This is a genomic window from Sulfurimonas sp. SWIR-19 (assembly GCF_020410885.1).
GTDB lineage: Bacteria > Campylobacterota > Campylobacteria > Campylobacterales > Sulfurimonadaceae > Sulfurimonas > Sulfurimonas sediminis.
The window spans coordinates 292,127-310,612 of record NZ_CP084578.1; the positions used below are offsets into that span (position 1 = coordinate 292,127).

At 38.1% G+C, this 18,486-nt stretch carries 19 protein-coding genes, 5 tRNA genes and 1 pseudogene; 18 read left to right on the forward strand and 7 right to left on the reverse strand.

Translation table 11 applies throughout. The features are described from left to right. Nucleotides 1-16: 16 nt before the first annotated feature. The 4 genes from LCX93_RS01560 to LCX93_RS01575 all read right to left on the reverse strand — a co-directional run bounded on the left by LCX93_RS01560 (nucleotide 17) and on the right by LCX93_RS01575 (nucleotide 5,860). Nucleotides 17-1,909, reverse strand: coding sequence for a putative bifunctional diguanylate cyclase/phosphodiesterase (locus LCX93_RS01560; RefSeq protein ID WP_226067536.1), 1,893 nt, complete (start codon nucleotides 1,907-1,909; stop codon nucleotides 17-19). Continuing rightward, on the reverse strand, nucleotides 1,909-2,331 hold the full coding sequence (locus LCX93_RS01565; RefSeq protein WP_226067538.1) for a hypothetical protein: 423 nt from the start codon (nucleotides 2,329-2,331) through the stop codon (nucleotides 1,909-1,911). The genes LCX93_RS01560 and LCX93_RS01565 overlap by 1 nt, the downstream gene beginning before the upstream one ends. A gap of 1 nt (nucleotide 2,332) precedes the next feature. Then, nucleotides 2,333-4,222: a TonB-dependent receptor plug domain-containing protein gene (locus LCX93_RS01570; protein ID WP_226067561.1), complete on the reverse strand. Its 1,890-nt coding sequence runs from the start codon at nucleotides 4,220-4,222 to the stop codon at nucleotides 2,333-2,335. Between the two features lie 90 nt (nucleotides 4,223-4,312). Beyond that, nucleotides 4,313-5,860, reverse strand: coding sequence for a SagB/ThcOx family dehydrogenase (locus LCX93_RS01575; protein ID WP_226067563.1), 1,548 nt, complete (start codon nucleotides 5,858-5,860; stop codon nucleotides 4,313-4,315). A 100-nt stretch (nucleotides 5,861-5,960) separates the two neighbouring features. On the opposite strand from LCX93_RS01575, the gene LCX93_RS01580 reads away from it, so the two are divergent. Further along, nucleotides 5,961-7,400, forward strand: coding sequence for a protein adenylyltransferase SelO (locus LCX93_RS01580; protein WP_226067565.1), 1,440 nt, complete (start codon nucleotides 5,961-5,963; stop codon nucleotides 7,398-7,400). A 6-nt stretch (nucleotides 7,401-7,406) separates the two neighbouring features. Here the strand turns inward: LCX93_RS01580 and LCX93_RS01585 are convergent, their stop codons facing one another. Further along, nucleotides 7,407-8,315: an AEC family transporter gene (locus LCX93_RS01585; protein ID WP_226067567.1), complete on the reverse strand. Its 909-nt coding sequence runs from the start codon at nucleotides 8,313-8,315 to the stop codon at nucleotides 7,407-7,409. 27 nt (nucleotides 8,316-8,342) lie between these two features. Here LCX93_RS01585 and LCX93_RS01590 point away from each other — a divergent pair, with 27 nt between their 5' ends. The 3 genes and pseudogenes from LCX93_RS01590 to LCX93_RS12680 all read left to right on the forward strand — a co-directional run. Further along, complete coding sequence (locus LCX93_RS01590) at nucleotides 8,343-8,663, forward strand: thioredoxin family protein (protein ID WP_226067569.1); 321 nt, start codon at nucleotides 8,343-8,345, stop codon at nucleotides 8,661-8,663. A 91-nt stretch (nucleotides 8,664-8,754) separates the two neighbouring features. Continuing rightward, the gene (locus LCX93_RS01595) at nucleotides 8,755-9,264 is read left to right on the forward strand and encodes a PAS domain-containing protein (protein WP_226067571.1); all 510 of its coding nucleotides are present in this window, start codon (nucleotides 8,755-8,757) and stop codon (nucleotides 9,262-9,264) included. A gap of 634 nt (nucleotides 9,265-9,898) precedes the next feature. Continuing rightward, a pseudogene (locus LCX93_RS12680) lies at nucleotides 9,899-10,696 on the forward strand (methyl-accepting chemotaxis protein); the annotation flags it as partial. On the opposite strand, the gene LCX93_RS01610 reads toward LCX93_RS12680, so the two are convergent. Then, nucleotides 10,686-11,435 (reverse strand): TrmH family RNA methyltransferase, encoded by a 750-nt coding sequence (locus LCX93_RS01610; RefSeq protein ID WP_226067573.1) that lies wholly within the window; start codon nucleotides 11,433-11,435, stop codon nucleotides 10,686-10,688. The pseudogene LCX93_RS12680 and the gene LCX93_RS01610 overlap by 11 nt on opposite strands. A 12-nt stretch (nucleotides 11,436-11,447) precedes the next feature. Continuing rightward, nucleotides 11,448-12,176 (reverse strand): YaaA family protein, encoded by a 729-nt coding sequence (locus tag LCX93_RS01615; RefSeq protein ID WP_226067575.1) that lies wholly within the window; start codon nucleotides 12,174-12,176, stop codon nucleotides 11,448-11,450. 85 nt (nucleotides 12,177-12,261) lie between these two features. Between LCX93_RS01615 and LCX93_RS01620 the strand changes: the two genes are divergently transcribed. The 14 genes from LCX93_RS01620 to rplL all read left to right on the forward strand — a co-directional run bounded on the left by LCX93_RS01620 (nucleotide 12,262) and on the right by rplL (nucleotide 18,457). Further along, complete coding sequence (locus LCX93_RS01620; RefSeq protein WP_226067577.1) at nucleotides 12,262-13,044, forward strand: 3',5'-cyclic-nucleotide phosphodiesterase; 783 nt, start codon at nucleotides 12,262-12,264, stop codon at nucleotides 13,042-13,044. A gap of 55 nt (nucleotides 13,045-13,099) precedes the next feature. Beyond that, nucleotides 13,100-13,176 (forward strand) — tRNA-Thr (locus LCX93_RS01625). A gap of 60 nt (nucleotides 13,177-13,236) precedes the next feature. Continuing rightward, nucleotides 13,237-13,321 (forward strand) — tRNA-Tyr (locus LCX93_RS01630). Nucleotides 13,322-13,328: 7 nt separating this feature from the next. Beyond that, nucleotides 13,329-13,404, forward strand: a tRNA-Gly gene (locus LCX93_RS01635). A gap of 155 nt (nucleotides 13,405-13,559) precedes the next feature. Then, nucleotides 13,560-13,634, forward strand: a tRNA-Thr gene (locus LCX93_RS01640). 90 nt (nucleotides 13,635-13,724) lie between these two features. Continuing rightward, a complete protein-coding gene (tuf, locus tag LCX93_RS01645; protein WP_151901157.1) occupies nucleotides 13,725-14,924 on the forward strand; it encodes an elongation factor Tu in 1,200 nt (399 codons plus the stop codon). A gap of 45 nt (nucleotides 14,925-14,969) precedes the next feature. Then, complete coding sequence (gene rpmG / locus LCX93_RS01650) at nucleotides 14,970-15,122, forward strand: 50S ribosomal protein L33 (protein WP_151901156.1); 153 nt, start codon at nucleotides 14,970-14,972, stop codon at nucleotides 15,120-15,122. A gap of 65 nt (nucleotides 15,123-15,187) precedes the next feature. Further along, nucleotides 15,188-15,263, forward strand: a tRNA-Trp gene (locus LCX93_RS01655). A gap of 72 nt (nucleotides 15,264-15,335) precedes the next feature. Further along, on the forward strand, nucleotides 15,336-15,515 hold the full coding sequence (gene secE / locus LCX93_RS01660) for a preprotein translocase subunit SecE (RefSeq protein ID WP_226067579.1): 180 nt from the start codon (nucleotides 15,336-15,338) through the stop codon (nucleotides 15,513-15,515). A 10-nt stretch (nucleotides 15,516-15,525) separates the two neighbouring features. Next, complete coding sequence (nusG, locus tag LCX93_RS01665) at nucleotides 15,526-16,053, forward strand: transcription termination/antitermination protein NusG (RefSeq protein WP_226067588.1); 528 nt, start codon at nucleotides 15,526-15,528, stop codon at nucleotides 16,051-16,053. 111 nt (nucleotides 16,054-16,164) lie between these two features. After that, nucleotides 16,165-16,590, forward strand: a complete 426-nt coding sequence (gene rplK, locus LCX93_RS01670) for a 50S ribosomal protein L11 (protein WP_151901153.1) — start codon at nucleotides 16,165-16,167, stop codon at nucleotides 16,588-16,590. Nucleotides 16,591-16,655: 65 nt separating this feature from the next. After that, entirely contained in the window at nucleotides 16,656-17,348 is a 693-nt protein-coding gene (gene rplA / locus LCX93_RS01675) for a 50S ribosomal protein L1 (protein ID WP_226067590.1), read from the forward strand. Between the two features lie 192 nt (nucleotides 17,349-17,540). After that, entirely contained in the window at nucleotides 17,541-18,026 is a 486-nt protein-coding gene (gene rplJ / locus LCX93_RS01680) for a 50S ribosomal protein L10 (RefSeq protein WP_151901151.1), read from the forward strand. Nucleotides 18,027-18,085: 59 nt separating this feature from the next. Next, complete coding sequence (rplL, locus tag LCX93_RS01685; protein WP_226067592.1) at nucleotides 18,086-18,457, forward strand: 50S ribosomal protein L7/L12; 372 nt, start codon at nucleotides 18,086-18,088, stop codon at nucleotides 18,455-18,457. Nucleotides 18,458-18,486: the final 29 nt, after the last annotated feature.

Consider the following 18,486-nt stretch of genomic DNA (forward strand, 5'->3'; position numbering starts at 1 on the left):
AATTTGAACTGAAAATTTATAAAGTGCTGATTGTCGCTTCGGGTTTGCCAAGATAATACCCCTGCGCATAGTCGATATTCATATCCTCAAGGGTGTTTAAAACACTTTGCGAATGGACATATTCAGCCACAGTTTCTATGTTGAGTGCATTTGTCAGCGTGAGAATAGACTCTGTGATTGATTTAGAGATGTTTGATGTATCTATATTTTTAATGATAGAGGCATCTATTTTGACAATGTCTATCGGCAGCGACTGAAACAGTGTATAGTTTGCAAATCCGCTTCCAAAATCATCTATAGCTATTTTTACACCGCACTCTTTTATGACACGCAGATTTTTTACAAATATTTCACTTGAATTATCAAGTGGTTCATACTCCAGTAACTCTATAATTAGCCAGTGGGCATATTCTTTGTTCTGTTCCAATTCATTGAGAATCAGTGAGAATATATTTTTATCAGTAATATCCGAAAAGTTTAGATTGATGCTTATGGGCACTCTGTTTTCTTTGATTTTTTCAAAAATAATGCCCAAGATAGTCTTTGTCAGTAAATTGTATATATTTGTATGCATGACAACCGGTAAAAACTCCATCGGGGGAGTAATACTGCCGTCTCTATTTTGAATTCTCACAAGTGCTTCGTATTTGTGAATTTTTCTGCTTTTTATATGAAATATGGGCTGATAGTAACAAACAACTCTTCCCTCTTCTATCGCTTCTTGTACCTCATACACCGGAATGAGTTTCTGTTTTCCTGTTTCTTTTTGCGTGTCTGTGACATCCAGTACAACCTGGTTGCGCCCGTCTCTTTTGGCGACATAGAGCATTTCGTCTGCGTGTTTAATGGCATCACTTACCGTTTTAAATGTTTGCGGTCTGCATGTAACGCCTATGGAGGCGGTGATGCGAAGATCCTGGCTGTTATAATGAAAATTTGTTTCAGCGATATTTTCTCTGATTCTCTGTGCAACCTTGCATTCAGAAGCCAGATCGCTGCTTTTTTTGATAAATATGATAAATTCTTCACCGCCAAAACGGATGAGCCTGTCTTCATCACGGATAGTATTTTTTATAATTTTTGCAACTTCCTGCAGTATTTTGTCCCCTGTCTGGTGTCCGTAGGTATCATTGACCTGCTTAAAGTGATCTATGTCCACCATCAGTATTTTGTAGTTTTCTATCTGTACATTGTTTAAAAATTCCCGTAAATAGTTTCTGTTGTATGCTCCGGTAAGCGGATCTGTAAGATTTTCTCTTTTTGTTTTGTATGTAAAATAGAGTTGCAGCAGTATGACAATAAACATGAAAAAAATAGCGGCAAAAATTGAAAAGAGAATTGTTTTGAGTGGCAACAGTGCTTCATGTATCTGTTTTTCTATATTGTTTGAAAAATCTATGGCAATTATTGCTTTTGTCTTTTTGTTTATAACAACAGGATAAAGATAGGTAACCCAAAGAGTCTCTAACTGTTTGTGATAAAAAACATGACTGCGGGCATTTTTCCAGACCTGATCCCATATCTTTTTGTTTACATGCAGTTTTTCTCCAAATTCACCTTTGTCTTGTTTGCTGCCGTCGAGAAGATATCTATAGGTTCCTGCTTCATCTCTGTAAAGTACAAAAACATATTTGTATGTGTCAGTCGCAATCAGGCTTATTTCCCGTTCCAACTCTTCTCTGAGATACTCTCCCTCAAAAAGTGCATCAAAAAAATTTTCATCTTGCGGCAGCTGCTGTGTTATTTCACGGGATATGTTTTTTGCAAATTCGTTTGCCTGCTGAATAAAGAGTCTGTTGACGTTTGCAGATAGTTTTTGTGTCGTATGCTGCAGTGAAAAGTAGAGGTATCCGATGCCGACAGCGATTAAAATAAAAATAAAAAAATATATTTTTGCTAAATTCTTCATCAATAGTTCTCTATATATTCGGACATTGATTTTGGAAGCGTTATATGATATTTTTCCAAATTTCGTTTAATAAAAATAATGTTCGGACGCCCTTTTTGCCAATAAAAACCACCGATAAGACTTCTTTTGTATTTTTTGAATGTTTTATAGTTTGTGGCAAATTTCAAACCGTTCAGGTTAGTGGCATTTTCACCCGTGCCTAACAGTAATATATCTGCCTGCGCAGGTGCTGTGACCAATTGTATATTTCTTGTCTTTGTAAAAACTCTGTTTGTTGTCTGTGAGTCACTCCATACATGTATAACATTTTTGTTCGGAAAAAGCGCCTGAAAAATTGCCTGATATATCTTCAATTCATATTCAGTCTGCGAAGCTGATAAAAGTTCTGATAAAAACAGGAAAAGTAAAAAGTATTTTTTCATATTAAAATGTGTACTCCACATTCAGAAAAAACTTCTGGTCAGTCACAGGAATCGCGTAAGAGACCCCTCTGTATGGCAGAGTAAAACCGCGGTTTAGTATGTTTTCACCCCGGATGCCTATGGAAAAATCGTTTGAGTAGTTGTATTTTACAGCAGAGGTAAAGTCAAGACTGACTTTTGTATATATATTATAAAGTGTATAAGAAGTTCGATAAATCAGTTCATTGTAAAAATCAAATTTTCTGTATCTGTTGTATGCGCGTATTGTTGTTTCAAAAGCAGGTGAAAAGTTTATATCTTTACTGTTTCGCCCAAAGTCAATATTGCATACAATTTTATTGTCAAGATCAAACTTATATCTGTAACCAATTTCCAGAAGCTCTTTGTATATGTCCTCCTTGCTGTTTACCCAGCCATTTGCCGTGCTCGGATCATAAACAAGTGTATCCTTGAGCGTGGCATGAACAAATTCCAGAGAGAATTTATGCTTTTTGGTCTGATAATAGACTCCTGTTGTAAAGAGATCCATTTTTGGTGCATTAAGTTGGGGATTTGCCCTGTATGGAATATTTTGGGGATTGTAGAGTTGATAAAAAGCAAGAGGAATATATGTTTTACTGTATGAAAATTTAAATCGGGTTCTTCCTGCGGCTTTGACAAAACCGATTTTGGCAAGGTATTCATTCTGCGATTTTACATCTTTTTGATAACGAAAAAAATCCCCTTTCACAGAAGCCAAAATATGCGTGGTATCGTTGATCGCATAGATGTCTTCTGCGTAGAGAGAAACCAGATTCAGGCTGTTTGAGAGTTGGTTTCTGTGTCTGTATGTCAAAGCGGTGTCATAATAGTCTCCCTGAGCCGTAAAAGCCTTATATTTGTAAAAAGATCCTATAAAAAGACTGTTCGCATCGTTTTGAAACTTTTTTTCCAAAATGACAGAAAAGATGTCATCAATAAATTTTATATTGTAGCTGTTGATGAGAGGGGCATTGGCAATGCGTATGCCGTTTTCATCATTGTATTGTCTGTTGTATTCAAGGTTGTCGTAGGAGATTTGCAGTTTTAGTCTCTCGGGAAATTTTTTTGTCAGATGTATGTATAACTGTTGCGCATCAAGTCCTCCTCCCTCAGGTGTTTTGTGTGTTCCTATCCCTATAAAACTGTCATTTTCTTTAGAATATTTTCCAAATTCCAGTTTATAGTCTTTATAGCTGAGAGAACCGTAAAGATTGTACCCTTTTTTATCACTTTTAAAATCATATGTTTTGTTGTTGTAGGTGTTATGATAAGTCTTTCTGCGTATATTATCGCTGTTGGCATAAGCAAAATAGCTTATACCGTTTTTTGTGATGTCGGTTGTATAGATGTTGGCATCATAGCCTCCCCGGGAATCGCCTATCATCCTTACTTTTGAACCATTGTCGCGTGCCGCATCTTTTGTGTAGAGTTTGACAATGATTGAAGCATTTTCGTTTCCGAATTCCATGGAAGAGGTTGCTTTGTAAATTTCTATGTGGTCAATATACTCTATAGGCATTTCGCCCCAGATCAAAAATCCGCTTCCAAAAGAGCTGGATGTCATATCATGGTCATTGATATAAATTCTTGAAAAAGTGACAGGGGCACTCTGGGCAGAGGATGTTGTGAAAAGTGTCAGGTTGTTTGCCCCTCTCTTGAGATAAAGGCCCGGTACAGTTTTTAAAACATCCAGAAGGTTGTGTACCTGCATTCTTTCAAGATCTTCTCTTGTATATATCTCAAGAAATCCCGAGGTGTCCCTTTTTGTTACTTTTGAGAGATCAGACTCTTTTTTGTAGGCATCAAGCAAAGAGTGGAGCTCCTGGGAAAAAAGTGCTGTACAAAAACCTATCAGAAATAAAAATCTCATTTTCCCGCTCTCCCCATCTGTTTATCATAAAAAAAAGCAATTATAGGGAAGATCCACTTAAAACATATTAAAACATAATACAGTGAAATTTTAATACGCCGGTCTTGTCTCAATTCTGGAATCAACATAGCCGACGCCTACGGTAAAATGGTAGAGACTCTGATAAAGATTGTTTTTAAGACCGAGAACATTGACATTCATCAGGTCATCTAAGAAACAGCCGATGCCTGTGCCTGAAAGCCCGAGTGCTGTGGCTTCAAGATAGAACTGCTGTCCTATCATGCCGCATTCCCAGTAGAGTTCTTTGTATCTGTGGGCATTGTAAGCCAGCAGTTCTTTGGAGTATCTGCATATCATACCCAGAGAAAAGGCACCGTCACTGGCTATATCCTGATTACAGCTTATGATTTTTGAGGCTTTCGTAAAATCAGCAATTTCTAAAAGATAGAGATTTTCAAAGTCTGTTTTTCTCCAAAGAAATGTATCATGAAACTCTTTTTTGAAATCTTGTAAATCTTTTTGATTCCTTACATGTAAGTAGAGTCCCTGGTCATACTCCTCAACTCTGTGGACAAATATTGCCAGATGTGTGGCATTTTCTTTACCATCAAGGGAACAATCCACAGAGCGTAGCAGTGCATGAAACTGTTCTTTGGAGATCTTGGATTTCTCTTTATCCATTACATGTATGCTTCTTCTGTTAAGCACCACCTCTTTTGACTCACGACTCGGCTCTCTTGCAACCTTGCATCTGTCTGTCTGTGTCTGTGGAGTCTGCATCACTGAAGTTGCTTTTTCAACTTCATCTATAATTTCCCACTCATGTATTGAAGGACTGAGTTTGTTGGCTATGCCTTCATATTTGTTTGGAAGTGCGTCTATCAGCGGTGCAACATCCAGGCTTGGGGAACTCTCTTCTTTGGAAACAATCAAAAGCATATCAGGCTTTTCCTCTTCAAAAAATCTGTTTTCCTGATCAAGTCCGGCAATTTTTGCAATCTGTTTATCACTGACGTTGTCAACCCTTGTAATCTTCCAGCCAAGCATTTTTGCCGAAACTGCAAGTGCCTGCCAGGCATGACCGGCATCGAGTTGGACATAGCGAAAAGCACGTTCTCCGTACTTCCATGCTTCACGCCAGGCTATACTTGAAAGAGCTATCAAAAAACTCTCATTGGGAAGTGTTTCAAAAAAATTAGTGTCAAACTCGGCAAGAATTTCAAGTGCATGATTTTTTGGAGCATAATGAGACACACTGCTTTTGGCACTGCCCATTATCGGTGGCAAAATCAGATAAGACTCTGTGGGATGCAGGTTTCCGCTTGAAGCATTACAGCGTACAGCCCAGGAACTTCCGCCGGAACTTTTCCATGCGGCAATGCCCATAGAAAACTGCAACAGTTGAGAGAGGGACTCCAGCATCAGAGGCGCAGAGGGCAGTTCCTCATCCAAAAGAGAATAGGGTGGCGTAGGATTGTCAAAACTCAATGCAAGGTCTATGCTTTTTGTCCCCTTGTATATACGAAAAGGATCAGGCTGTGTCGCCCAGTCCATATAGCCTAAAGATTTTGCATATCTTTTTTGGGAATGTTTGGTTGTTTCATGGTAGTGAAACACTGTTTGGAGTTCTTTATTCATATCCGGAGTGTAATATTTTTTGCTTAAAAGTTTCCAGCGTTTTAAAAATTAATTTTTTAAAGTAGCTTTTTTTAATGCTATACCTGATAAAACTTTTCTTATGAAATTTTCTAACTTACAACTGACAACGCCTTACCTGGCTTTGGATACACTTTTTTATGACAGAGTGGAACCGACACCGCTTGAAAAACCTTTTCTTGTTGCAGCCTCACAGGATGCTGCAAAACTTTTGGGTATAGATGAAGATGTTACTATGGACGAAGCACTTGTAAAAATTGTCAACGCAGAGATGAAACTAAAGGGTTCTCAGAGTTTTGCAATGTGTTATGCGGGACATCAGTTTGGTTATTTTGTGCCACGTTTGGGAGATGGCAGAGCTGTTAATCTTGGCAAGGTAAACGGACAAAATTTACAGCTTAAAGGTGCGGGAACTACGCTCTATTCCCGTCAGGGTGATGGTAGAGCGGTTTTGCGTTCGAGTATACGTGAGTTTTTGATGTCTGAGGCAATGCATGGTCTTGGTATCAGCACATCAAGAGCCCTGGCCCTCATCGGCAGTGATACCGATGTGGCCCGTGAGAGATGGGAAAAAGGGGCTATAGTCTTGCGTCTTTGTCCGACATGGGTGCGTTTTGGAACTTTTGAGTACTTCAGTGCGGCAGGAGAGACAAAAAAACTGCAGCAGTTAGCTGATTATGTCATAGATGAATCGTATCCTGAACTTAAAAATGAGGAAGATAAATATCTGAAAATGTATGAAAAGGCAGTGCAAAAGAGTGCCAAAACAGTGGCAAAATGGCAGGCATACGGATTTAACCACGGTGTGCTCAATACTGACAATATGGCAATAGACGGCAGCACCATAGACTATGGTCCGTTTGCTTTTTTGGATATATATGATCCAAATTATGTTTGCAACCGTTCTGATACACAGGGGCGTTACAGTTTCAGAGGTCAGCCGGGTATTGTACACTGGAACCTCTCCCGACTCGCTTTGGCACTGACACCGCTAATCAACCATGATGCCACGCTGGAAGTTCTTGAAGATACCTTTGGTGATGTTTATGAGGCAGAATATACCCGGTTGATGCATAAACGCATGGGATTGCAAACAAAAGAGGAAAAAGACCTCTCTTTGCTAAAATTAATGTTACGGAGTTTAGAGCAGTCAGTAATAGATTACAATGCATTTTTTCGAAAACTTTCAGTATATCAAGGGGAGAGAAGTGAAATTTTAGAGCTTGCAGTTCACTCAGAATATCTTGAGCGCTGGTTGGATACATATGATGCCAGAGTGAAAAAAGAGAGTTTTTCAGACGAGCAAAGACACAAAAACATGTTACATGTAAATCCGAAATATATACTGAAAAACCATATACTGCAAGAAGCTGTTGAAAAAGCGCAAAAAAATGATTTCTCTATGGTGCATGATTTACTCCGTGTGGCACTTGCACCCTTTGATGAACATCCGGAGTTGGAGTATCTTGCAAAACCGACACCACAGAGTGCAAAAAATCTAAAACTGAGCTGTTCAAGTTAAGCATCGTTAAAGATATTTGAGTATGGAAACACCAAAAAAGACAACACCCAAAAATAAAACAGAAGAGATGAAAACCAAAGCCGTCACAAGTTTGGGTTCACAATCATAGAGTGAAGCCAGGTTGACATTGGCTACAGCGAGCGGCATCAGCAGTTCTATAAATATCACCCCTTTTATCATCGGTGAGAGATCTAAATTATATAAAACAACAAAAGCAATCAAAGGGAGAATGACAAACTTCAGTGACATGACCCAGCCAATGAGTTTTTTGTTGATTGTCCGTATTTTAATGTCATACATGTAGATGCCAAACAAAAACAGCTGCATAGTCATGGAAGCATAGGCTCCCATCATCAGCATATTCATAACGGCATCCGAGGGTGTATAGTGATTGACACTGAGTACAATGGCAATGATGGCTGCCCAGAGAATTGGGAGTTTGAAGATGTTTTTCAGAGAGGTTTTGGCATCAAAATTCCCACGCGAATAAAAATAAACTCCTATTGTGTAAACAACAAAAACATTCACAAGGTTGACAACGGTTGTGTAGGGAATGGAAGCTTCTCCGAAGACAGCTATGTTTAAAGGAATGCCGAGATTGCCTGTGTTGCCTATGATGGAAGCCACCATGGCGATGGAGTACTCTTTTTTGTCTGCAAAGAGTTTTACGGCAAAAAGAGCAGACAACACAAGGACAAGCATAACAATGACAAGATAGACAGCAGGTGCATAGAGCAGTGTAATATCTACAGGATGCAGTAGAAGTCCCCAAAAAGTCAAAAAAACCTGTAAAAAGTAGACATTTAACAGTGTAATGGTTTTCTCGTCTATCTGTTCTTTAAAGCTGCGTTTGGCGATGTATCCCATCACGATAAAAACATAAATACTTAAAATTGAAAAAATAATTGAAGCCATAAGGGAATTATACAGTATAATTTGAGTATGCAAACAATACAAACCATAGAACAAACAATACAAGAAAATCTGGCAGTGATGCTTTATTTCTCTGCACCTACATGTAACGTATGCCATGCACTCAAGCCAAAACTGCTCGAAGCGATAGACAGAAATTTCAAAGAATTTACCATTGTAACTGTTGATATTTCAGTTGAGCAGGAAATTGCAGCACATTTCAGTGTTTTTGCAATTCCTACGGTACTCGTTTTTTTAGACGGCAGAGAATTTTTGCGGAAATCCCGTCATATGAGTGTGGATGAGGTTATTCGGGAAATTCGTCGTCCTTATGAAATTATGATCTCTTAAGTGCCTTGTGTAATATTATATAAAATAATACAATTTTTGTAAGCTTCTTGTAACCTTTTTAGCATATAATTGTTTTTTGAAAGGATAAACAGTGAATAAAATTGTTCCGAGAAATAATGAAATAACACTCTCAGAAAATGAGTTTATAGTTTCTAAAACTGATACAAAAGGAAAAATTCTTTACGGGAATAAAATTTTTATAAAGATTTCCGGTTATGAAGAAAAAGAGTTGCTTGGCCAGCCCCACTCAATACTGAGACATCCTGATATGCCTAAGGTTATCTTTAAACTGCTGTGGGAGAGACTGCAGGCAAAGAAAGAGATATTTGCCTATGTGAAAAATCTCTCCAAAGACGGTTCCTATTACTGGGTGCTGGCAAATGTCACAGTCACTTTAGGGGAAAATGGGAATGTTATTGATTATCATTCTGTAAGGCGTAAGCCCTCTGCCAAGGCAATGGCGGTCATTCCGGAGCTTTATGCACAGTTGCTGCAAGAAGAAAAAAGATCAGGAATGGCTGGCTCCGAACAAATGCTTGACGCACTACTTCATGAAAAAAGGACAGGGTATGACGATTTTATCTTCAATTTACAGCACTAAACAAACACTTTCCCTCTATATGCTTTTAGGCGCCATATTGATTTACACATTGATTACAGGACAGTATATATTTGCCGGAGCAGTATTCGCCGGACTTAGCACAACATTACTTTTATCACTTGCATCAGGTGATATCTGCGATAAAATATTTCAGGATGAGTTGATTCGACAGATCAGGGATGTGCTTCTCAAAGTTGGCAAAGGAGAACTTTCTCATAGAATTACAAATATACCTGAGACCCACATAATGCAGGGAGTCGCATGGGGAATCAATGATTTGCTGGATCAGACAGAACAGTATATCCGTGATGTGATTGCGTCGATTGAAAATGCAAATGCCGGATATAACAACAGAATAATTTATGAAAACGGATACAGGGGAGAATTTCTTGCATCTATTCCTGCACTTAACCATGCCATTACGTCTATAGGAATATCTCACAAAGCTGCACAAAAAACAAACCTTGGAGAAGTTTTTGATGTTAACAGTAATGGGGGTGTGACACGTGGGCTGAATATTATTCAAGAAGATATATCTGATAATCTGGACATATTGCAAAGAATTGCACACAGTACACAAGAGACGGCAGAGGAAGCAACAGAGTCCAAAGTTGTGGTGAATAATATTACAGACAGGCTGGAAGAGCTCATCACACTTATTACAAATTCAGATGAAGTTATTCGTGCTTTGAATGAACAGACAAGTGAAATAAATGCTATCGTTGATTTGATTAAAGATATTGCAGATCAGACAAATCTTCTAGCCCTCAATGCTGCTATCGAAGCAGCGCGTGCCGGAGAGCACGGACGAGGGTTTGCTGTAGTAGCCGATGAGGTAAGAAAACTGGCCGAAAGAACGCAAAAAGCAACCAAGGAAATCTCCATTACAACCAACACACTGAAGCAGGAAGCGGATGACATTCAAAACAACTCTATGCAAATTACTGATCTTGCAATGCGTTCACAAGAAGATGTTTCAAAGTTTAACAATACACTTAACAGCTTTGCAAACAAAGCAAATGAATCAGCGTATGAAGCTGTATTTATGTATGATTCACTCTATACCAGTCTGGCAAAAGTAGACCATATTATTCTAAAGCACAAAGCTTATAAAGCACTTTTGGATGAAAATGAAGCAATGGCAAAAGAGTTTGTCGATCATAACAAATGTAGAATGGGACAATGGTACAACGCTGATGCAAAGCAGAAGTTTGAACACACAAAAGCCTATAAAGAGTTGGGAAATGTCCATAAAAGAGTGCATGATAAAATATTTGAAGTAATGCGCTGTGTGCCTGAACATACCTGTATTACGAAAGAAAACCAGGAGAATGTTATCAGTGGATTTAAAGATATGGAAGAAGCGAGTTTTAAGATGTTTGATCTTTTTAGAGCAATGGTGAGAGAAGGTAACCCCAAGGTTACGCTTTAAAGGCAATCAGTGATGCCGTAACGGCAACGTTGAGAGATTCTACACCTCTGTTCATGGGAATAGAGACAGAATCATTGCAGAGTTTTTCCACTGTATCACTGACGCCTTCGTTCTCATTCCCCAAAACATAGACGGTTTTTTTCTCTTCTCTGATATTGTTGAGAGCAGTTTTTGCATGGGAGGAGAGGGAATAGATTTTTGCTTCTTGAAGTTGCGGCAATATCTCTTCAAGTGTATTACAAAAGTAGACAGGCAGTTTAAAAAGAGTGCCGGCACTTGCTTTGACAACAAGAGGGGAAATTTTTGCCGAGTTTTTCTTTGGCAGAATGACACCGTCAATATTTCCTGCAGCACACGAGCGTATAATCATTCCTAAATTTTGCGGATTTTGTATACCGTCAAGTGCAATGAGTCTGTATTGCTGCAGTTCTTTTATTTTGTTTACATGTAAATATGTGTTAGAAACTATATCAATGGCTACTCCCTGGTCCTGTTTTGCATTTTTACTTATGCGCGAAAGAGCGGCTTTGTTATGTTTCACTGTTTCGACATTACGCTCTTTGGCAAGTAAAAGAATCTTTTTTATTGCTCCGTCAGGTTTGTTTGAATCAGCCAGATGCAGTTTGTGAATTTCAATCGAACTGTCTTGGAGTATTTCTACAACGACATTCCTTCCATACAGGGTAATGATTTTTTCAAAAAAAGCTTTTTTTTCTTTATACTCTTGAGAGTCTTTCATAGTGTGTTTCTCCTATTCTATTATATTGTAAACAATTTCTTTTTTTAATTTTTGCTCTGTAATCTCGTGAACCTGCAAATTTTCTATCTCAAGTTTCATAAAATCATCCAGAGAATTTACACCGGCTTTTGCAATTTCACGCAAAACAATGCCCCGATAGGCTTTTGCCCAGTGTGAAACTGTTTTTCCGTTTTTTAAAAATTTCAGTGTTGTATGCGGTTGCGTGAGTTTGTAAAATTTATTATAATAGCCTGCCCGTAAATCTAAAACATCATGCCCGCCAAGACATAAATCAAGCTGGTAGGAAAAACGTTCTTTGTAAAATTTATCCGGCGCAATATCACCGACAGTGTTTCCCTGTTTGACTTTATAGTTTGCTATCACATCACCACCGAGTACAGGACCGTAAAGATTTGAAAATATAAGGGTATTGTTTTTAAGATGCTCTTGCGCATTTTCATTGAGTTCATCATATTTCAGGTAGTCATAGGCTACACCCTGATAGCGTTCTATCGCACACATCAAAGGAGAATTGTATATATCGTTTATGTAAGGCCGGCATTCACCGAATTTTTTAAAACCAAAAAGTTGTTTTATCTTCTCTTCATTACCGCTTAATACTATGGTATTATAAGTATCCAAAATTTCTTTCCTGGCATTTTGCGCACCAAAAAGATCTTTTTCCTTTTCGTTTCCACCGCTCCTTTTCCCCTCTGATGGAGAAAATAATATTTTTAACATCTGCTCTTGCCTTTATAAAAACTGTTAATCTAATTATATCTACATAAATGCTATAATATTTCCAAAACAGCAAAAAGTGTATAAAATGTATGAAAACAGTATAAAAATTTTAGGTGCCTATGGAACAAAAGCCAAAGGTTTTGGCACAACATCCTTTATGTTGGATGCCGGAACTGTGATAGATGCCGGAAATCTTCTAAATACTTTGGCCGAGAACTCTTTACATGTAGAGTATATTTATTTAACACATTCTCACCTTGATCATATATCTGATATAGCCTATATTATAGACAACTATTTTTTACAAAGAAGAAAAACTCTGCATATCATAGGCTTGCCCCAAACCATACAGGCATTAAAAAAACATTTTTTTAATGACACAATATGGCCGGATTTTTCCAAAATTCCTTTGGAGGGCTCAGAAGAAATGAGCATCAGGTACCGTGATATACATTGTAACGAGAGATATGCACTTAATAACAAAACAACTATTATGCCAATTGCAACTGACCACACGGTTCCGAGTTGTGGCTATATTTATAAAGTAAGCAACAGAGGCGTACTTATAACGGCAGATACACACTCTCTTGAAAATATTATAAACAGATTGGACAATGACAGAGAAATAAAGTCGCTTGTTGTTGAATGCTCTTTTCCCTCAAATATGGAAAACTTAGCAAAAGTAAGCAAACACCTGACACCAAAACTGCTTTTTGAAGCATTGCAGAAATTACAAAGAGATGATATGAAACTCTATATCAATCATATAAAACCGTCATATTTAAAAGAGATTACTGAAGAAATAGAAGAGTTTGGGGGAAATTTTAGGCCAATTATACTAAAAGACGGTGATTTTATAAATTTCTGACAAAAACCCTTGACATTGAATTTGTTTTGCACTATAATTCTGGCTCAAATTCGATGCCGACATAGCTCAGTTGGCTAGAGCAGCTGATTTGTAATCAGCAGGCCCGGGGTTCAAATCCTCGTGTCGGCACCATTGAATTTTGAATATTAGAAACAGTGTTAGACCAGAAAAACATTTTATAAATGTACACGTGGTGGGATAGTCAAGTGGCCAACGACGGCAGACTGTAAATCTGCTCCCTATGGGTTCAGAGGTTCGACTCCTCTTCCCACCACCACTCACATGCGGGTGTAACTCAGTGGCTAGAGTTCCTGCCTTCCAAGCAGGCTGTCGAGGGTTCGAATCCCTTCACCCGCTCCATCTGAGATTCTGGAAGCTGAAGTATAATTTCTATCTTACTTCATACAATCTGTATATTTGTAAAATATATATTTATATAGAATACTCTAATCACAAAAAAACTAATATCAAAATAAAAAAGAATTATTCAATTATTGCTTAATATAATCTCGTTTGCTCTCGTGGCTCAGGGGTAGAGCACTTCCTTGGTAAGGAAGAGGTCGGCGGTTCAAATCCGCTCGTGAGCTCCATTTAAGTAAAATTATGTTTTAATTAAGCAATAATTGAATGATTTTTGGGTATAATTCCATTTCAATTCAAAATTAAAGTCGGAGAACATTATGGCAAAAGAAAAGTTTGAACGTAACAAACCCCATGTTAACATCGGTACAATTGGTCACGTTGACCACGGTAAAACAACATTAACAGCAGCTATTACTGCAGTACTTGCAGTTAAAAATGATGCAAAATTTATGGATTATGATGCAATCGATAATGCACCTGAAGAAAGAGAGCGTGGTATTACTATCGCTACTTCACACGTAGAGTATGAAACAGACAACCGTCACTATGCACACGTTGACTGTCCTGGTCACGCGGATTATGTTAAAAACATGATTACTGGTGCTGCACAAATGGACGGTGCTATCCTTGTTGTTTCTGCAGCGGATGGCCCAATGCCACAAACTCGTGAGCATATCCTTCTTTCAAAACAAGTTGGTGTTCCGTACATCGTTGTTTTCATGAACAAAGAAGATATGGTTGATGATGAAGAGTTGTTAGAGTTAGTTGAAATGGAAATCCGTGAACTGCTTGATATGTATGAATTCCCGGGTGATGACACTCCAATCACTGCAGGTTCAGCATTAAAAGCTCTTGAAGAAGCTAAAGCAGGTACTTTGGGTGAATGGTCTGAAAAGATTGTTGAGCTTATGAAAACTGTTGATGAGTACATTCCTGAACCAGAACGTGAAACTGACAAAGATTTCTTGATGCCTGTTGAAGATGTTTTCTCAATCTCTGGTCGTGGTACAGTTGTTACTGGACGTATCGAGCGTGGTGTTATCAAAGTTGGTGAAGAAGTAGAAATCGTTGGTATCCGTGATACACAAAAAACTACTGTAACTGGTGTTGAAATGTTCCGTAAAGAAATGGAGCAAGGTGAAGCCGGTGACAACTGTGGTATTCTTGTTCGTGGTATTGCGAAAGATGAAGTTGAGCGTGGTCAAGTACTTTGTAAGCCGGGTACAATTACACCTCATACTAAATTTACTGCAGAAATCTATGTTCTAAGTAAAGATGAGGGTGGTCGTCATACTCCATTCTTTAATGGTTATCGTCCACAGTTCTATGTACGTACTACAGACGTTACTGGAGCAATCACTTTACCAGAAGGTACTGAGATGGTAATGCCAGGTGATAACGTAAGTATTACTGCTGAGTTAATTCACCCAATTGCAATGGAAAAAGGTACTAAGTTCGCTATCCGTGAGGGTGGACGTACAGTTGGTGCCGGTGTTGTTGCAGAGATTCTTGCATAATTAGCCTTTGGCTAATATGCAAAATCCTTTAAAAGGTCCCTTAATATGAGAGAAGCAATACACTTAGGTTGTGAGAAATGTACAAGACGTAATTATCACACAACAAAAAACAAAAAGACTCACACTGAGAAATTTTCAGTACGTAAATACTGTAAATGGTGTAAAGAGCACACAATTCACAAAGAGATGAAACTGTAATATCTGGCACTAAATGCCGACACCACCGTCGCTAAAGCGTAAGTGTGGTGATTACAGATTTAACTAGGCGTATAGCTCCAATGGTAGAGCACCGGATTCCAAATCCGGGTGTTGGGAGTTCGAGTCTCTCTACGCCTGCCACACATTTATTATAAGTAGAGCAGATCTGCTTTATTTATAACAAATGACATTTCAATATAATGGAAAAGATAGATGAATTTAAGTAAAGTAATAAGTAACGCAAGACTGGAACTGAGCAAAGTTATCTTTCCTACAAAAAGTCAGGTAAAACAGGCGTATATAGCAGTTGTAATCGTAGTATCTGCAATAGCGGCATTTCTTGCATTGGTTGACTTGCTTATGTCATCTATTATGTCTGCAATTTTAGGTTAAGGAGTAAAAAATGGCACATCAATGGTACTCTATACAGACCTATGGCAGTGACAGAACAGTGAGAGATGCAATCTTTAATATGATAGAAGAGCATGGACTGCAAGAGCATATTACCGATGTAATTGTTCCTACAGAGGATGTTATAGAGGTAAAAGACGGAAAGAAAAAGGTGAGTGAAAGATCTTTGTATTCCGGTTATGTGTTTGCCCGCATAGATTTAAACACAGAAATTCAGCATATGATTCAGTCAATACCAAAAGTATCAGGTTTTATCGGGGAAGGAAACACGCCTACACCTTTGAGCGAACATGACATTAATGTTATTTTGGACCGTGTGAACAACCGTGCTGCTCCAAAACCAAAAGTATTTTTTGATAATGGTGAAACGGTACGTATTATTGACGGACCTTTTGCCAACTTTACAGGAACTGTTGATGAGTATGACCTTGAACACGGTACTCTTAAGCTGAATGTTTCAATCTTTGGTAGAGCTACTCCTGTAGATATTTCTTACACACAGGTAGAAAAAATAATCTAATAAAGAACCCTGCTACGCTAAGGCTAGGTTTTAAATTTTGAAACTTAACCTTAGCGTAGTAAACTGGACCTCGTTTGGATTACGTAATTAAATAATGAAAAAGGACAAAAAATGGCAAAAAAAGTCATGGATTATATCAAGCTACAAATAGAAGCTGGTAAAGCTAACCCGGCTCCACCAGTAGGACCTGCATTAGGACAACGTGGTGTTAATATCATGGAATTCTGTAAAGCATTCAATGAAAAAACAAAAGATAAAATGGGATTCAAAGTTCCTGTTATTATTACAGTTTACAATGACAGAAGTTTTTCTTTTGTTACAAAACAACCACCTGCTTCTGAACTTTTAATGAAAGCAGCCGGACTGAAAAAAGGGAGTGACAACCCTCTTAAAAACAAAGTAGGGTCATTAACTCGTGCACAGCTTATGGAAGTTGTAGAAGCTAAAATCGAAGATTTAAATACTGACGACAAAGAGATGGCTGCAAATACTTTGGCTGGTTCTGCTCGTTCAATCGGTATAGAAATTAAAGACTAGTAAAAAACAATCATCGACCACAGTGATTTCAAAATTATGTGGCAGAATTAACATGGAGATTTGTAATGAGCAAAAGATATAAACAATTATTAGAAAAAATTGACAAAACAAAATCATATGGTGTAGAAGAAGCTTCTGCAACAGTAAAAGATTTAAAAAGTGCAAAGTTTGACGAAACAGTTGAAATTGCAATGAACTTGAATGTAGATCCTCGTCACGCTGACCAAATGGTTCGTGGTGCTGTCGTTCTTCCTCACGGAACCGGTAAAACAGTTCGTGTAGCTGTATTTGCCAAAGGTGCCAAAGCTGATGAAGCAAAAGCCGCAGGTGCAGACATCGTTGGAACTGATGATTTGGTTGCACAAATCAAAGAAGGTGTATTTAACTTTGATGTTGTAGTTGCTGCTCCTGACTGTATGGGTCTTGTAGGTCAGATTGGTCGTATTCTTGGGCCAAAAGGATTGATGCCAAATCCTAAAACGGGAACTGTAACACCTGATGTTGCAACAGCTGTAAAAAATGTCAAAGGCGGACAGGTTAACTTTAGAGTTGACAAAAAAGGTAATATCCATGCCGGTATAGGCAAAGCAAGCTTTGAAGCTTCTCAAATTGCTGAGAATTTAACTACTTTCCTTGTTGCTATCAACAAGCAAAAGCCTGCTTCTGCAAAAGGGCGTTATATTCAAAATGCAGCATTAAGTCTAACTATGAGTCCTTCGGTTAAACTTGATGTTGTAGAGTTGGCAGATATTAAATAATTTTCATCTCCCCTTTATGGGAGTGAAAGTTTTTATTGTAGTATAAAAGATATATTACAATAAAGATTTTCATTTTGGAAATCTGAATTACTTGGACTAAAGATAGCCGGGGGTATCTGCCGTGTCGGCAGTGAGCTTAATCGTACCCTTCCGCCCCGCTTGAAGTTATGTCTGGAAAGGAGAACTATATATATGCTTAAGTCAAAAAAAGCTGAAGTAATTGAGCAATTAACTACTTCATTTGCTAATACTACGGCAGTTGTAATATGTGACTACAAAGGTTTAACTGTAAGTGAACTTGAAGAGTTACGTAAATCTGCTCGTGCAAAAGACACAAGTGTTCAGGTTGTTAAAAATACTTTAGCAACAATTGCACTGAATAATGCTGAGATGAGTGGCGTTGAAATCAAAGATACAAATATTTTTATTTGGTCTGATGATGTTATCAATGCTGCTAAAATCGCGGCTGATTTCGCTAAAGATCATGACAAGTTCGTGATTAAAGCCGGTTATTTGGATAAAGAACCTGCAGACGTAGCTAAAATCGAAGCATTCGCCAAACTTCCTGGTCGTGATGAGCTTCTCGGTATGCTTGCTGCTACCTGGATGGCTCCAATCACCAATATGGCAATTGGAATCGATGCTTTACGCAAAAAGAAAGAAGAAGAGGAAGCTTAGTCTTCCTTTCTCAATGTGATTATTCACAAAAAATAAATAATAAAAATAAAGGAGTTACTATGGCTGTAACTAAAGAAGACGTATTAGATTATATTTCTGGTTTATCTGTTCTTGAGCTTTCTGAGCTTGTAAAAGAATTTGAAGAAAAATTTGGTGTTTCTGCACAACCTGTTGCTGTTGCTGGTGTTGCCGGTGATGCTGGTGGAGCTGCTGCTGAGCAGACTGAATTTAATGTTGTATTGACTGACGTTGGTGCGAAAAAAATCGGTGTTATCAAAGCGGTTCGTGCATTAACTGGTCTTGGACTCAAAGAAGCGAAAGAAGCATGTGAAAGCTTACCGTCTACAATCAAAGAGGGTGTAGATAAAGAAACTGCTGAAGAAGCAAAAGCTGCTTTAGAAGAAGCTGGTGCTACAGTAGAAGTTAAGTAATCTTAACTTAAAAACAAAGAGGGTTTTGT